General features: G+C 42.8%; 14 protein-coding genes. 2 read left to right on the top strand and 12 right to left on the bottom strand.

What is annotated here, in order from left to right; translation table 11 throughout:
- Position 1: 1 nt before the first annotated feature.
- The 4 genes from ACTNDS_RS01910 to ACTNDS_RS01895 all read right to left on the bottom strand — a co-directional run bounded on the left by ACTNDS_RS01910 (position 2) and on the right by ACTNDS_RS01895 (position 4,758).
- Entirely contained in the window at positions 2-2,455 is a 2,454-nt protein-coding gene (locus ACTNDS_RS01910; RefSeq protein WP_441033029.1) for a cation-translocating P-type ATPase, read from the bottom strand.
- 135 nt (positions 2,456-2,590) lie between these two features.
- Complete coding sequence (nifU, locus tag ACTNDS_RS01905; RefSeq protein ID WP_019162310.1) at positions 2,591-3,040, bottom strand: Fe-S cluster assembly scaffold protein NifU; 450 nt, start codon at positions 3,038-3,040, stop codon at positions 2,591-2,593.
- Between the two features lie 30 nt (positions 3,041-3,070).
- Positions 3,071-4,255, bottom strand: a complete 1,185-nt coding sequence (gene nifS / locus ACTNDS_RS01900; RefSeq protein WP_441033025.1) for a cysteine desulfurase NifS — start codon at positions 4,253-4,255, stop codon at positions 3,071-3,073.
- Positions 4,256-4,323: 68 nt separating this feature from the next.
- Positions 4,324-4,758 carry an RrF2 family transcriptional regulator gene (locus ACTNDS_RS01895; RefSeq protein WP_173742937.1) on the bottom strand — a complete coding sequence of 145 codons (435 nt, stop codon included), beginning with the start codon at positions 4,756-4,758 and terminating at the stop codon, positions 4,324-4,326.
- Positions 4,759-4,881: 123 nt separating this feature from the next.
- Here ACTNDS_RS01895 and ACTNDS_RS01890 point away from each other — a divergent pair, with 123 nt between their 5' ends.
- Together ACTNDS_RS01890 and ACTNDS_RS01885 are read left to right on the top strand one after the other, a co-directional pair.
- Complete coding sequence (locus tag ACTNDS_RS01890; RefSeq protein ID WP_441033021.1) at positions 4,882-6,213, top strand: oligosaccharide flippase family protein; 1,332 nt, start codon at positions 4,882-4,884, stop codon at positions 6,211-6,213.
- Positions 6,214-6,229: 16 nt separating this feature from the next.
- Complete coding sequence (locus ACTNDS_RS01885; protein ID WP_433844951.1) at positions 6,230-7,294, top strand: 3-deoxy-7-phosphoheptulonate synthase; 1,065 nt, start codon at positions 6,230-6,232, stop codon at positions 7,292-7,294.
- Between the two features lie 39 nt (positions 7,295-7,333).
- On the opposite strand, the gene xerD is transcribed toward ACTNDS_RS01885, so the two are convergent.
- From xerD to spoIVB, 8 genes are all read right to left on the bottom strand, one after another.
- A complete protein-coding gene (gene xerD, locus ACTNDS_RS01880) occupies positions 7,334-8,218 on the bottom strand; it encodes a site-specific tyrosine recombinase XerD (protein ID WP_441033018.1) in 885 nt (294 codons plus the stop codon).
- Positions 8,219-8,429: 211 nt separating this feature from the next.
- On the bottom strand, positions 8,430-9,008 hold the full coding sequence (locus tag ACTNDS_RS01875) for a stage II sporulation protein M (protein WP_441033015.1): 579 nt from the start codon (positions 9,006-9,008) through the stop codon (positions 8,430-8,432).
- Between the two features lie 155 nt (positions 9,009-9,163).
- Complete coding sequence (gene rny / locus ACTNDS_RS01870; RefSeq protein WP_441033013.1) at positions 9,164-10,723, bottom strand: ribonuclease Y; 1,560 nt, start codon at positions 10,721-10,723, stop codon at positions 9,164-9,166.
- Positions 10,724-10,790: 67 nt separating this feature from the next.
- A complete protein-coding gene (locus ACTNDS_RS01865) occupies positions 10,791-11,294 on the bottom strand; it encodes a regulatory protein RecX (protein ID WP_441033010.1) in 504 nt (167 codons plus the stop codon).
- 2 nt (positions 11,295-11,296) lie between these two features.
- A complete protein-coding gene (recA, locus tag ACTNDS_RS01860; protein ID WP_303242028.1) occupies positions 11,297-12,343 on the bottom strand; it encodes a recombinase RecA in 1,047 nt (348 codons plus the stop codon).
- A 171-nt stretch (positions 12,344-12,514) separates the two neighbouring features.
- Complete coding sequence (gene glgA / locus ACTNDS_RS01855) at positions 12,515-13,963, bottom strand: glycogen synthase GlgA (protein WP_441033007.1); 1,449 nt, start codon at positions 13,961-13,963, stop codon at positions 12,515-12,517.
- A gap of 54 nt (positions 13,964-14,017) precedes the next feature.
- Complete coding sequence (gene spo0A / locus ACTNDS_RS01850) at positions 14,018-14,824, bottom strand: sporulation transcription factor Spo0A (RefSeq protein ID WP_441033004.1); 807 nt, start codon at positions 14,822-14,824, stop codon at positions 14,018-14,020.
- A gap of 204 nt (positions 14,825-15,028) precedes the next feature.
- Positions 15,029-16,249, bottom strand: a complete 1,221-nt coding sequence (gene spoIVB / locus ACTNDS_RS01845) for a SpoIVB peptidase (RefSeq protein WP_441033002.1) — start codon at positions 16,247-16,249, stop codon at positions 15,029-15,031.
- Positions 16,250-16,342 lie beyond the last annotated feature (93 nt).

Raw genomic sequence — 16,342 nt, 5'->3', positions numbered from 1 at the left:
TTTATTTTTGTACTCTGTCAAGGAATCTGGCAAAAAAGCCTTTTTCTGCATCTTCCTTATCCAGAGACTTTGCATAAATTTTTCTGATCCATTCAGTGAGCGCATCAATGACGATAGGAGAAAATGTCATCAGCAGAAATACAAGAATGATCATTCCAAATTCCAAGGATCCAAGGGTCAGAAGATTCTGCAGGATGACTGCACTTCCGAAAAATATAAACTGCATTCCATATATAATCGTCTTTCTATAGGTATTCAGCGGAGAATATACCGTACGCAGAGCAGACATATAATTCCATCCGGTTACCAGCACACATGCTGTATTAAGCATTACAGTTGAATGATAAACATTCTGGCAGACCAGCATAATGGTAAATACACACCCTGTAATCGTAACTGCAGCAGGAAATGCATTCATAAATACATGTCTCAGGAAGGTATGATCAATCTTATTGTAATTATTCTCCTGCGTCAGCAAAAAGGTAGGAATTCCCACTGCACAGGCACTGATCAGCGACATCTGTATAGGTTCAAATGGATATGCACTTCCAAAAAAGATAGTAATCAGTGCAAGCATTACAGAGAACATTGTCTTGATCAGAAACATGGACGCTGCACTTCGGATATTATTTACTACCCTGCGTCCCTGATTTACAATATGAGGCATGGCCGCAAAATTGGAATCCAACAGTACCACATTGGCAATATTCTTGGCTGCATCACTTCCTGCTGCCATGGCAATACTGCAGTCTGCTTCCTTCAATGCCAGAACATCATTTACACCATCACCGGTCATGGCAACTGTATGCTTCTGGGATTGTAGTGCCTGTACCATCTGCTTTTTCTGTTGAGGAGTAACACGTCCAAAGACACTGTACTCAGCCACAGCCTTCTGCATTTCCTCCGGAGTAGTGATCGTTGTTGCATCAATATAACGATCCCCATTCTTAAGGCCTGCTCTCTTTGCAATTGCAGCTACCGTAACCGGATCATCACCGGAGATCACTTTCAGATCCACACCCTGGCTGTCAAAAAAGGCAAGAGTATCCGGCGCTTCCTGTCTGATCACATCTGTAATAAGAATGAAAGCTATAGGCTGCAGTCCCTCCGGAAGCTTCATTTCCTGTGCCTGTTGTTCGCTGTGAGCCAGCACAAGTACACGCATTCCAGACTGGGCATAGCCGGCACAGGCTGCTGTAAGCTGTTCATTTCCCTCCGGAAACAGGAACTGGACAGCACCCATCAGATAAGTTCCCTGTCCTTCAAAAACAGCACCACTGTATTTCCTGTCCGATGAAAACGGAATAGCATGTACCGGCTTCATATCCTTTCTGACAGGAAAGCGCTGACGCAGAGCATCCGCTGTAGCATTCTGGTCTGTTAATACATTCATCAGATTTCCCATAACATAATCCACATTTTTCAATGCTGCCTGATCTTCTTCGGAAATCTGTTCTGTATTTTCTGTATTTTCTGCAGCTTCCGTCTCTTCTGAAATCCTCTCAGAATTCTCTTCTGTTTTATATAATTTCACACTGTCCACGCACATGGTACCTTCTGTGATGGTTCCTGTTTTGTCCAGACACAAAGTATCTACCCTGGCCAGAGTCTCAATACAATAAAGCTCCTGAACCAGTGTTTTTTTTGTTGCCAGCACCAGAGATCCCAAAGTCAGAGCCACACTGGTAAGAAGCACCAGTCCTTCCGGTATCATACCCAAAACTGCCGCTACCATATTGACCACTGAATCCTTCAGGCTGTCCCCAACAATATAATATTGCTTATAAAACAGTAATGCACCCAAGGGAACAATAATAATACTGATTACCTTCAGAATCGCATTCAGAGAATTACGAAGTTCTGAATTATGGCGTTTAAATTCCTTGGCTTCACTGGTGATCTTCGATGCATAGTTGTCCTTGCCCACATGAATCACCTGGCAACAGGCCTCTCCTGACGTCACAAAGCTGCCTGAATACAGCTCATCTCCTGTATTTTTTACCAGGTTATCTGACTCCCCGGTAAGAAGTGACTCATTTACCTCCAGAGTTCCTTCCAGCATTTTTGCGTCTGCCGGAATCTGATCTCCTGTTTTTAAAAATATCAGATCATCCTGTACCAGCTTCTCTGTAGAAATACTCCACTTTTTGCCATCACGCAGCACCACCGTTTTACTTTCAGTGAGAATCGCCAGCTTGTCAATGGTTTTCTTTGCACGTACCTCCTGAATAATACCGATTACAGTATTGATCAGAATAATTCCCACAAACATGGAATTTTTATACGACCTTACACACAATACCAGCACCAGAAGCACAAGGTTCAAAAAGTTAAAAAAAGTTAAGGTGTTTTCCCTTATGATCTGTTTATATGTTCTGGTATTAGGATTTTCATTGGCATTGACCAGCCCCTGTTCAATTCTTTCCTGTACCTGTTCACTTGTAAGTCCTGTCATTTTTACCTCCAGCCTTATTCTTATATCTTTTATAATAACACAGGGCAGATGATAATAATCACCCGCCCCACTTTTTTCACTCTATATAACGAACAAAATCCTTTTATGGATTCAGGCTGCCGGAAGTTTATCTGATCAATATTCTTCCTCTTCAGCTTCTTCGCCTTCATGAATATCAGATTTCGGTTTTTTCAGGCCCTCAATCTCAATATGATGCTTCTGTGCATAGTCCCACAGTGCAGCATGAATTGCTTCCTCTGCAAGCAGAGAGCAATGAACTTTTACAGGTGGAAGCCCATCCAGAGCTTCCATAACTGCTTTGTTTGTAACCTGCATAGCTTCTTCGATTGTCTTACCCTTTACCATCTCTGTAGCCATACTGCTGGTTGCAACCGCTGCACCGCATCCAAAGGTTTTGAATTTACAGTCTTTGATAATATGTGTTTCATCATCAATATCAAGAAAAATTCTCATGATATCTCCACATTTTGCATTACCTACTGTACCTACACCACTTGCGTCTTCTATTTCTCCAACATTACGGGGATGCTGGAAATGGTCCATTACTTTCTCACTATAAGCCATTGTTCTTCCTCCTGACAAGTACTTTTATAATTATTTATGTTTTTTTACAAAATCTTCATATAATGGAGACATATTTCTCAGATGCTCTACGATTTCTTTCAGTCTGTCAATAACAAAATCCACGTCTTCCATGGTTGTCTCTTCGCTGAGTGTCATACGCAGAGAACCATGTGCAATCTCATGAGGCAGGCCAATTGCCAGCAGTACATGGGATGGATCCAGAGATCCTGATGTACATGCAGAGCCGCTGGATGCACAGATGCCGTAATTATCAAGCATCAGAAGCAGGGATTCCCCCTCTACAAACTGAAAGCTCACATTAACATTATTCGGAAGTCTCTTTACACGATCTCCGTTTACCTTTACATACGGAATTTCCGTTTCAATCCTCTGGATCATATGATCTCTGATCTGAATTTCCTTATCTGTACGTTCTTTCATGGATGCATTTGCTCTGGCAGCAGCTGCACCATAACCTACGATTCCCGGAACATTCTCTGTACCTGCACGACGCTTACGTTCCTGTGCTCCGCCATGTACAAAGGAACGGATTTTCACACCCTTGCGGATATAGAGGAAACCGATTCCTTTTGGTCCGTTGATCTTATGTCCGCTGGAGCTTAACATATCAATGTTACACTCATCCACATTGATCGGAACCTGGCAGAATGCCTGAACTGCATCTGTATGGAAAAGAATTCCGTGTTCCTTTGCAATACGGCCAATCTCTTTGATCGGCTGGATAGTTCCGATCTCGTTGTTTGCAAACATCACAGAAATCAGAATTGTCTCCGGTGTGATTGCTTTTTCAAGCTCATCAAGCTTTACAACACCATTCTCATCAACATCCAGATATGTGATCTTTGCTCCACGTTCTTTTTCCAGATACTCGCAGGTATGCAGGATAGCATGATGCTCAATCTTAGTTGTGATAATGTGATTTCCCTTGGATTTATATGCTTCAAAAGCAGCTTTCAGTGCCCAGTTGTCAGACTCTGAACCTCCTGCCGTAAAATAGATTTCCTCTTTTTTTGCACCAAGAACCTCTGCAATCTGTTCTCTTCCTCTGGTAATAGCTTCTTTACTCTTTCCGGCAAAATCGTAGATGCTGGATGGGTTTCCGTAATATTCTGAAAAATACGGCATCATTGCCTGAACAACTTCAGGCGCTGTCTTTGTTGTCGCAGCATTATCCAGATAGATCATTTTTCCCATTTTCTTATCCTCCTGATTTATTCATAGTATATTCGTAACTGTAAAGTATCTTCACTGTTACGAATCCTTTACCCTTTTTTCTCATGTGCTATTCGGCTTTCTTCTATCAGTTCGCCAAGCATCAGAGTATCTACTGCATTTGTAATACTGTCATTAATTCTCTTCCAGACATTCTTTGCCACACATACATCACTTCCGTGGCAGGTTCCGTCATTCTCAATCCCCGGGCAGACCGCAGCCTCCAGACCACCTTCCAGTACACGAAGAATATCACCTACTGAGATTTCCTCTGCCGGTCTGCCAAGGCGGTAACCTCCATATGCTCCTCTGCTGCTTGTCACAAGCCCCGCTTTTTTCAGCATGGCCATGAGCTGCTCCAGATAGCTTACAGAGATGTCCTGTCTTTCTGCAATACTCTGTAATGACACGGTTTCATTTTCACTGTGCAGTCCCAGATCTATTAACGCTTTCAAGCCATATCTGGCTCTTGTTGACAGTTTCATTTTTTCACCTCATTTAATTCCCAGTGTTTCCCTCGGATTTCATGATTACTTTATCAAAAACAAATTGTTCTGTCAAGGCTGTTTTTCACATATATTGACAAAAAAAAGGAATTGTTCCTGAATATGTCCAAAAAGCTCTTTATCCGAGGAACCCTGCTACTTACCTTCAGTGGATTACTGAGCAGGCTGGCAGGCTTCTTTTACAGAATATTCCTTTCCCATACCATTGGTGCGCAGGGACTGGGAATTTTTCAGCTTACAGTTCCCCTGCAGCTTCTGTTTATGTCCCTGTGTGCTTCCGGAATCCAGACAGGAATTTCCCGTCTTACCGCTTCTGCCAAAGCACAAAATCACAGCCATCAAAAAGGAGACTACTTTGTCTGCGGTGCAGTTTTTTCTGTTGTGCTGTCTGTTATTCTGGCCTGTCAGCTCTGTTTCTTCGGAGATTTCTGGGCAAAAGAAATATTAAAAGAACCTGAGACTCTCGGCCTGCTCCGGCTGCTTGCTTTTTCCCTTCCTCCGGCCACTCTTCATGTCTGCATAAACAGCTATTATTTCGGTATTAAAAAAGCCGGGATTCCATCTGCCATCCAGCTCCTGGAACAGTTTTCCAGAATTGGCGGCTGTTATCTCATATATTGGATCCTTCTCTCACAGAACCGTCCTGTAACCCCGCTGATTGCAGCCGGCGGAAACCTGATCGGAGAAGCTGTGGCCGCATTTCTCTCATTATTTCTTATCAGTATGCATTTTCACCTTAATAAATATACTTTTTTCTGCCAATCCCAAAAAACAGGTCTGCTGTTAAAGAAATTTTTTAATACTTTAAAAAAACTTTTTCCCATATCTGTTCCCCTTACCCTAAACAAAGTTCTGCTCACAGTCCTTGCAGGCATAGAGGTTCTGTTAATTCCTGACAGGCTGCGTTTATCCGGTTTAAGCAGATCCGATTCTCTTGAAATATATGGAATTTTTACAGGTATGGCACTGCCACTGATTTTATTTCCCTCTACCCTTACAAACTCCGTATCTGTAATGCTGCTGCCCTCCATTGCCGAACTTCAGGCACTGGGCTGTCAAAAGCGGATCCGTTATGTAATCCGCCGTATCCTTGGATGCTGTACAGTACTGGGAATCGGATGTATGTTTCTGTTTTTTATTATGGGGCAATTTTTAGGAATTTTTTTATTTCACAACGCCACCGCCGGCATCTGCATTCAGGCTCTGTCCTTTGTCTGCCCTTTTTTGTACCTGAACGCAACGCTCACCAGCATTCTGAACGGTCTGGGAAAATCCGGTCTCTGCCTGCTCTACAGCAGTATCAGTATTTGCATTCGCGTTACCTTTGTTCTGCTTGTCATACCCCTTCTTGGAATCCGGGGATATTTCTGCGGACTTCTTTTAAGTGAAATGCTTCTGACTATTTTACTTTTGGTATCGACATTCCGGACGTAATGGTTTATACTTCTGAATGCCGACAAAAGATTTAAAGGAGATACAAACCATGGGATTCGATTTCATAAAAAAATTACCAACTCCTGAAGAAATCCGCAATCAATTTCCTATTGATGCAGAACTTCAGGCAATCAAAGATGCCCGCGACAAAGAACTTAAAGATGTTTTTACAGGCAAATCTGATAAATTTCTCGCAATCATTGGTCCATGTTCCGCAGACAATGAAGATGCAGTGCTGGACTATCTGACCAGACTTCGCAAAGTCCAGGAGAAAATTGCTGATAAAGTTATCATTGTGCCCCGCGTCTATACCAATAAGCCGCGTACTACAGGCGAAGGATACAAAGGTATGGTACATCAGCCAGATCCGGAAAAACAGCCAAATCTCCTTGCAGGTCTTATTGCGATCCGCAAAATGCATATCCACGCTATTCGGACCAGTGGAATGACCTGCGCAGACGAAATGTTATACCCTGAGAATTACCGTTATCTTTCAGACCTTCTTTCCTATGTTGCTGTAGGTGCACGTTCCGTAGAGGATCAGCAGCACCGCCTGACTGTCAGCGGCATGGAAGTCCCTGCAGGTATGAAAAATCCTACAAGCGGCGATTTATCTGTTATGCTCAACTCTGTGGTAGCAGCACAGGGTGGACATCGTTTTATTTACAGAAGCTGGGAAGTGGAAACCACAGGCAATGAACTTGCTCATACCATTCTCCGGGGTGCAGTCAATAAACACGGAGAAGCTATTCCCAATTATCATTACGAAGACCTCCGACTCCTCCTGGAAAAATATCAGCAGAAAAACCTCAAAAACCCTGCAGTAATCGTAGATACCAATCATTCCAATTCCAACAAGCAGTATGAGCAGCAGGTACGAATTGCAAAAGAGGTTCTTCACAGCCGTCTCGTTGACCCGGAAATCCATACTCTGGTAAAAGGACTTATGATTGAAAGCTATATCGAACCAGGCAACCAGAAGATCGGCTGCAATCACATATATGGCAAATCTATTACCGATCCTTGTCTGGGATGGGAAGAATCAGAAAAACTTCTGTATACTATCGCAGAAATGTGCTGATTCAAAAAAAGATCCACCAGTTAACCTGGCGGATCTTTTTTAATGACGGGGATGAGATTTCATATATACATCCCGCATTTTATTTACACTCATTCCCAGATAAATCTGGGTCGTAGAAATATCCGAATGTCCCAGCATTTCCTGCACACTGCGGATATCAGCACCATTTTGAAGCATATGAACTGCAAAAGAATGTCTCAATGTATGGGGAGTAATATCCCCCCTAATCCCTGCAGCATCTGCGTACCCCTTCAGTACCTTCCAGAATCCCTGTCTGCTCATCGTTTTACCTGAACAATTGGTAAACAAAGCTGTTTCTTCTTTGTTCTCAACGAAGGCAGGTCTGGACACTGCCATATATTTCTCCAGTGCCTTTTTGCAGGGAATTCCTATGGGTATAATTCTCTCTTTTTCATGATCATGACAAATCACATAGCCCAGCTGCAGGTTTACATCCGAAATCTGCAAATGAAGCATCTCACTCACTCTCATTCCTGTGGCATATAAAAGTTCCAGCATCGCACTGTCTCTGATGCCTTTTACATTTTCACGGTCAGGCTTCTGCAATAATCTGTCTACTTCCTCCACAGTAAGAATCTCCGGTGCCTTTTTTTCTACCTTTGGAGGTTTCAGATTCTCTGCCGGATCGCTGGTGATCACTCCTTCTTTCCAGAGAAATTGAAAAAATGCCCTGATGGATGCCACACTTCTGGATATAGAGGAAGCTGCAAATTTCTCCCTCTCCATATAGCTTATATATCCTTCCAGTTCCAGCTCTTTTACCTCTGACACAGACATAACGCCACGATTTTTCAGAAAATCCCACATTTTTTTCAGATCACGCTGATAAGACATTTCTGTATTTATTGATGTTTTCTTTATATCATGCAAATATGCAATAAATTCTCTAATTTCCAGTTCCATAGTATGCTACTTCCCGCTCCTGGTTTTGTTTCTCAATATTGCATATGTATTATACTGTTAATTTGACATAAAATCAAACCTTTTTTTATTCCGAAATCCAGTAAAATCAAGGCTTTTCGGGGAATTCTACCACATATCGTATATTTTATGACAACCCGCACAAAATATTGTAATTTTTTTATATCTGACGAATATTGCCTGATTCCTGTGATTATTTCAGATAATCCAGAATTTTTTCTGCGATCCAGGGATTCAGATAACATTCTGCCAGAATTCCTCCGGACAGAAGCAGTACAGATATGCCTGTTTTTCCCAAATAACGTCTTTTGTTCACAGGAAATAATTCTCTGTGTTTCCAGATGTCCATGGACTGTTCCCATATCTGTTCCATCAAAAAAATCCATCCCGGAATATATAAAAGATATTGTGGGAACAGAAGCCCTGTTCCGATCAGACCACCCAGTAATCCAAACTCCAGAATCGAGACCGCAATCACCATCCCCATCCGGCATCCCAGGATCAGAATCCCTGTCACTGCCAATGGTGCCCCAAAAACAGAAAATCCACAGATCATACATAAACCCCAAAGGCTTCCCCTGAGCTTTATAATCTCTTTCAGATATTCTACCTCTGACACACTTCCTGATGCAGTGAATGATGTCAGATAATAGATTGCTTCCAGAGTTCCCTGATGCCACTCTGTTTTCCAGATCAGATTAGGTATAAAACTGCCCAGCAGAAAACCACACATATACAAGACCAGTCCCGGAAATCTCTTTTTTTCTTCCATAACTTCACCCTGTACCAGTCTACTCCCTGCTCAGGAAAATTATGCGTGGCATCTGTTATTTTCCAAACCATCTGTCATCAGATTCACACAGCACAATAAAAGCCCTGCAGACTGTTTTCACACAATCTGCAGGGCTTATATCTGCAAAGAACTATTTATTTAGCGTAGTCTATGGCTCTGCTTTCGCGGATTACATTGACTTTAATCTGACCAGGATATTCAAGCTCTGATTCAATCTGTTTCGCAATATCATGTGCCAAAAGAACCATATCTGCATCGTTTACATGTTCCGGTACAACCATTACACGTATCTCTCTGCCTGCCTGAATAGCAAAAGATTTATCAACGCCCTTGAACTGGTTTGTAATATCCTCCAACTGCTGCAGACGGTTTGTATATGTCTCCAGTGTCTCACGTCTTGCACCAGGTCTGGCTGCTGAAATAGCATCCGCTGCCTGTACAATACATGCAATCAGTGATTCCGGTTCTACATCTCCATGATGGGATGCAACTGTATTGATGACAATGGGGGATTCCTTATATTTCTTACAAAGATCCACACCGATCTGAATATGTGAGCCTTCCACTTCATGGTCAATCGACTTACCGATATCATGAAGAAGACCTGCACGTTTTGCCATCCGGACATCCACTCCAACCTCTCCTGCCAGCATTCCTGACAGCTGTGCTACTTCAATGGAATGCTTAAGTGCATTCTGACCATAGCTTGACCGGAATTTCATTCGTCCCAGAAGCTTCAGCAATTCCGGATGAACACCATGAACTCCCACATCCATTGCAGCAGTTTCACCGTCTTCACGAATCTGGGTTTCTACTTCCTTCTGCGCCTTCTCAACCATTTCCTCGATTCTGGCCGGATGAATTCTGCCATCTACGATCAGCTTCTCTAAAGCTACTCTGGCCACTTCACGCCGAATCGGGTCAAAGGCTGACAACACAACTGCCTCCGGTGTATCATCGATAATAAGATCCACCCCTGTCAAAGTCTCCAGTGTACGGATGTTTCGACCTTCACGTCCGATGATTCTGCCCTTCATCTCATCACTTGGAAGCTGCACTACAGAAATAGTAGTCTCGGAGACATGATCCACTGCACACTTCTGAATGGCATTTACCACATACTCCTTGGCTTTCTTTCCTGCTTCTTCCTTTGCTCTGCCTTCCAATTCTCTGTAAAGCTTGGCTACATCTACTTTTACATCATCTTCAACAGATTTGAGCAGTTCCTCTTTTGCCTGTTCGGAGGTCAGACCTGAAACTCGTTCCAGTTCCTGTACTCCTTTTTGCTCAAGTTCTTCTACTCGTTTCTCTTTTTTCTGCACCTCAGCTGCTCTCGCTGTGCATTCCGCTTCACGCTTCTCCACTGCATCTGCTTTTTTGTCCACCGCAGATTCCTTAGCTAATACACGGTTTTCATACTTCTGCAGTTCGTTTCTTCGTTCCTTGGTTTCTTTCTCCAGTTCATTTTTAGTACGGAGAGATTCTTCCTTCACTTCCAATAAAGCTTCTCTTTTTTTAGTTTCTGCTGTTTTCAGAGCTTCATCTATGATGCTTCTTGCTTTGTCTTCTGCTGTTCCAACTGTTTCAGCATCCTTCTGAATTTTGTTGTTCACAGCAATTTTGCAAGTAACAGGAACCGCAATAAGTAGCGCGACTACCACAGCGACAATTGCAACAATAATTGTTGTTGTCACAGGAGCACCTCCTTATTTAGTTTTCATTGTACAAATACAACAATACAAGTTTATCTTTTTTTGATACTTATGTCAAGTTTTTCAGAAAATTTCTGCTAAATTTTATCTCCAGTTCCTCCAAAACATGCGATATATCAGAACCCTGAAAGCCCCGACGTATAAGATAACCATAAAGGCGGCGCATTTCCCTCTCATTCAGCTCTGAACCAGGGGCAATTTTTTTCTCCACTGTTTTTATTAAAAGCATATGCTCATCCGGTGCATTAAGAGCTGCCTCCGCTTCCCAGGCAGCCACAGCAATGTCTCTGTCTACTCCTTTTCCTATCAGTTCCTGCAGAATCTTCTGACGGCTCTTGCTATCCATCCGATATGCTATATAGGTTCTGGCATAGCGTTCATCGTTAATATATCCATAGGATTTCACATACTCCATAGCAGCCTCAATGGCCGTCTGTGAAAATCCATTCTGCCCCAGCCTGTCCCGCAGCCCCTTTTCTGTACGGTCCATATGCTCCAGAAGCTGCATTGCTTTACGTGTCGCTTTTTTATGTTCCTCTTCCAAAAGCTCCATGCTTATTCCTCAGTTTCCCCAACCGGATCTGACTGGGCTTCCGCATTTTCCCCCGGAAGCAGATTATAATGGATCCTGACCTGCTTTTCAATTTCATCGCAGATATCTGTATGCTCCTTCAGGAATATCTTGGCATTCTCACGTCCCTGTCCGATCTTGTCACCATTATATGCATACCATGCACCACTTTTATTTACAATTCCGCAGTCAGCTGCCAGATCCAGGATATCTCCCTCTTTAGAAATACCTGTTCCAAACATAATATCAAATTCTGCCTGCTTAAAAGGTGGCGCCACCTTATTCTTCACTACCTTAATCCTGGTATGATTACCAACCATCTCGCCGCCCTGTTTCAGTGTCTCAACTCTGCGGACATCCAGACGGATAGAAGAATAAAATTTCAGTGCGCGACCGCCGGTAGTAGTCTCCGGATTACCGAACATAACCCCAACCTTTTCACGAAGCTGATTAATAAAAATAACCACGCAGTTGGATTTACTGATAACTGCAGTAAGCTTACGGAGAGCCTGTGACATCAGTCTGGCCTGCAGACCTACATGGCTGTCACCCATGTCTCCATCTATCTCTGCCTTTGGAACCAGTGCAGCTACAGAATCCACAATTACAATATCCACTGCACCTGATCGTACCATAGTCTCTGTGATCTCCAATGCCTGTTCTCCGTTATCCGGCTGTGATATGTATAAATTGTCAATATCCACACCAATATTCTTGGCATATACCGGGTCCAGAGCATGCTCAGCATCAATAAATCCGGCAATTCCGCCTCTCTTTTGGACCTCTGCCACCATATGCAGTGCAACTGTAGTCTTACCACTGGACTCCGGTCCATAAATCTCTATAATACGTCCCTTAGGCACACCACCTACTCCTAATGCAATATCAAGGCTTAAGGAGCCTGTGGGAACAGTTTCGACCTGCATATTTGCCCCGGATTCTCCCAGCTTCATCACTGATCCCTTACCATACTGCTTTTCAATATGTCCAAGCGCTGCCTCCAGCGCTTTCTGCTTTTCTTCATTAATCATCTATTTGATCTCCTTGAGCGTATTTCGAACCTATGTTCGTATTTCTGTTAATATAGTATTATACTTTTTCCAGTCTGTCAAGCATTTCCTTCTGACAATATCCGATAAAAGAAACAGGAAACATGTTTCTATCCACACATTTCCTGTTTTATCTTTCAGTATCGCTCTTTTTTATTTTTCTCCGATCAGCCAGTTATACATTTCTTCATACTGACGTGCAGAATTATTCCATGAGAAATCTGTTGCCATAGCACGGTCAACCATCTTGTTCCATTCCCGCTTTTTGTCGTAGAAAATACGTTCTGCATTCCGGACTGTATTCAACATCTCATGAGCATTATAATTGCGGAAAGAAAATCCTGTTCCAGTTCCCTCATACTCATTGTATGGTTCCACCGTATCTTTTAGGCCACCGGTCTCACGAACGATAGGAAGCGTACCATATCGAAGACTAATCAGCTGGCTTAAGCCACATGGTTCAAACAATGACGGCATAAGGAACGCATCAGACGCTGCATAAATTCGATGCGAAAGTGCTTCATCATAATAAATCTGTGCAGATACCTTGCCATGATATTTCCAGTCAAAATGGCGGAACATGTTTTCATATCTCTCATCACCGGTTCCCAGTGCCACAATCTGAACTGCATCCTGGCAGAGCTCATCCATCACATAAGCGATTAAGTCAAATCCCTTCTGATCTGTAAGACGGGAAACGATTCCGATCATCATTACTTTCGGATTCTCCTCCAGTCCCAGTTCTCTCTGGAGCTGAATCTTATTCTTCACTTTTTCCTTACGGAAGGTTGTGGCATTATAATTCTGTGCAATACAGGAATCTGTCTCCGGATTGAAAATATCGTAATCAATTCCGTTTACAATACCTCTGAGACTGTTGGCACGGGCACACATCAGTCCGTCCAGACGTTCTCCGTAGAACGGTGTCTTGATTTCCTCAGCATAAGTGTTGCTGACTGTAGTCACCGCATCTGCAAATACAATACCGCCCTTCAGGAAATTGGCATCCTTATAAGCTTCCAGCTTATCTGCTGCAAAGTAATAATCAGAAAGGCCTGTGATATCCTGTACAGTCTTAACATCCCAAACACCCTGGAATTTCAGGTTATGTATGGTCATAACAGTTTTTATATTCCAGAAAAACTCATTCTGCTGGAAGCTGTCATGAAGATATACAGGAACCAGTCCTGTCTGCCAGTCATGACAGTGGATCACATCCGGCCGGAAGCCAATCACCGGAAGAACTGATAAAACTGCCTTGGAGAAAAAAGCAAATTTCTCCAAATCCCACGGTGCACCGTCGTAAGGTTTCGGACCGCTGAAATAGTATTCATTATCTATGAAATAAAACTGAATCCCCTCATATTCCATATGCATAATTCCTACATAGCAGTTCTTATACCCCAGATCCATGTAGAAATGTGTGACATAATCCATTTTATCTTTCCATTCCTGCTTCATACAGGCATATTTCGGTAAAATCACACGTACATCAAAATATTTTTTGTCAAAACATTTCGGCAGCGCACCTGCTACATCGGCAAGTCCTCCCGTTTTAATAAACGGCACTGCTTCAGATGTTGCAAATAAGATATTTTTCATGCGTATACCCCTCCTTGGTAGCCTTTGTTAAAATAATTATACCCCAATTTTTGACTATTGAAAAGAGCGATTTTTATATTCCAGTCTGATTTTATCCGCTATCAGTGCTATAAATTCTGAATTTGTAGGTTTTCCTTTTCCTGTGCTTACCGTATAGCCAAACAGTGCATCTATCGTATCCATTTTTCCTCTGCTCCAGGCCACCTCAATAGCATGACGAATTGCCCGTTCTACCCGGCTGGAAGTAGTCTGATGTTTCTTTGCAATGGTCGGATACAGGATCTTTGTGATAGAATTTAACATTTCCATATCATTTACTGACAAAATAATCGCATCCCGCAGATACTGATACCCCTTAATATGAGCCGGTACGCCAATCTCATGGATAATATTTGTCACATCTGTCTCCAGGTTTCCCATAGCCACACTGCTTTCCTCCTGTTTTGCCGGCTGTCTGTTGATTTCTCTGTATTTCTTTTCTCCTATACTTCGTACATGCTTAATCCGGTTAAGCAGCATTCGGTTATCAAAAGGCTTCAATACATAATAATCCGCCCCCAGACTGAACGCATCCTCTGTGATCCTTTCTTTTCCCACTGCCGAAACCACAATAAACGCCGGGATTTTCTTCAGATTACTGCTATGTACAAATTGCTCCATAACTGCCAGCCCATCCATCTTCGGCATAATAATATCCAATACTACAACATCCGGTTCTTTCTCCCGTATAATCTTGCAGATTTCTTCACCATTGTGAGCTTTTCCCACCAATTCCAGGTCTTTATCTTCTTCTATGATTTGACCAAGTACTTCCACCATTTTCTCATTATCATCCGCAACTGCCACATTTAATTTTTCCATGAGGCCTGTCTCCTCCCTGCTTAAAAATCCTGTCAATTAGTTTCTTTTTTTTGGCACATCAACTATTATAGTGGAATAAGAAGGGAGAAATCAAGCCGAAACAGGGCAGTACAGGCCATTTTCCATCGAGCTGTTTTGCCTTTTTCATACCGAAATCTTCAGGATTCGATATGATAAGTTTACCTTCGACAGCAATTGTATCATCTATGTCATTTTATAGTTTTCATGTTCCATCATAGTCTCAGCAAAAATCCCATATCCGCTGGTAGAATCCTGTACAAACACATGAGTCACCGCTCCTGCCAGCTTTCCATTCTGTATGACCGGAGATCCGCTCATCCCCTGTACTACTCCTCCTGTTTTCTCCAGCAGCTCTTCGTCTGTTACCTGCAGGATAAAGCTTTTATTGGAATCCTCATGATTCAGATCGATCCGTTTGATCTGTGCTTCATATTCTTTTACATGTCCATCCACACTGCATCTAATTAGTGCCGGTCCGGTCTCTATCTCCTGCTTGTGAGCTACCGGCATCTTCACCAGACTAAGCTTCTGTGCATCAGACAAATCCATCTGTCCATATATTCCGTTTTTACAGTTTTCCTGTATACTTCCCAGCACATTACTGTTATCATAACGGATCATTCCGGCAAGTTCACCTGGATTTCCCCTGCTGCCTCTGGATACTGCCAGAATCTGGGCTTTATATAAAGTTCCTTCCTGAATATCCAGAAGTCCTGCTGTATCCACATCACTGATTCCATGTCCCAGAGCTCCGTACTTTCCCTGCTCATCCACATAAGTTAGGGTTCCGATTCCCTGAGTATCATCTCTCACCCAAAGTCCCAGCTTATAAGCGCCCTCGGAATCTTTCACCGGAGTTACAGAGACCGGAATGATTTCTCCCTCTCTGTTTAACTCCAGCTGTACCTGGGTTCCATCCAGTTCATCCAGATCACGGATCAGTTCCTTTTTATCTTTTATCTGCTCTTCATTCATGGACAAAATATAATCTCCCGGTTTGACAATACCTTTGGAGGGTTCTTTCGTCTCTCCACTCTGAGACTGGATTTCTCCGGTATCCACCACAAGAACGCCCCTGGTTCTGAGATAAATTCCTACTGTGCTGCCACTGACATATACAGCTTTATCATCCACAGGAGTGACCTTTATACTTTTAAAAGGAATATACCCCAGAATTTTACAGGGAAGGGTATAGCTTCCGTCTGCTGATACCTCTATGGCTTCTTCAAAGCTTACCAGCGGATGATCCAGCAACGCAGATACACTCACAGTTTCTCCCCTGGAAATCTGGAGTTCATCGGGAATCTGTCTGTCCAGGTACCTATATCCCAGCCACGCCATAGTCATCAGATCCAAAGCCAGCCAGCACAGGATAAAAATTTTGTATTTTTTTCTTCTGTTCATCTCTATCCATCCTTTCTTTCGGATTTTGGGTACAAAAAATAAGAGAGAATGCCTTTTCTCAAAGGTTATCCTCTCTTAGTATATGGTTTCCTG

It is taken from the genome of Blautia sp. HCP3S3_C12 (assembly GCF_052064155.1).
GTDB lineage: Bacteria > Bacillota > Clostridia > Lachnospirales > Lachnospiraceae > Blautia_A.
Note: the sequence above shows the minus strand (reverse complement) of the source record. Positions and strands in the feature narration are given on the sequence as shown.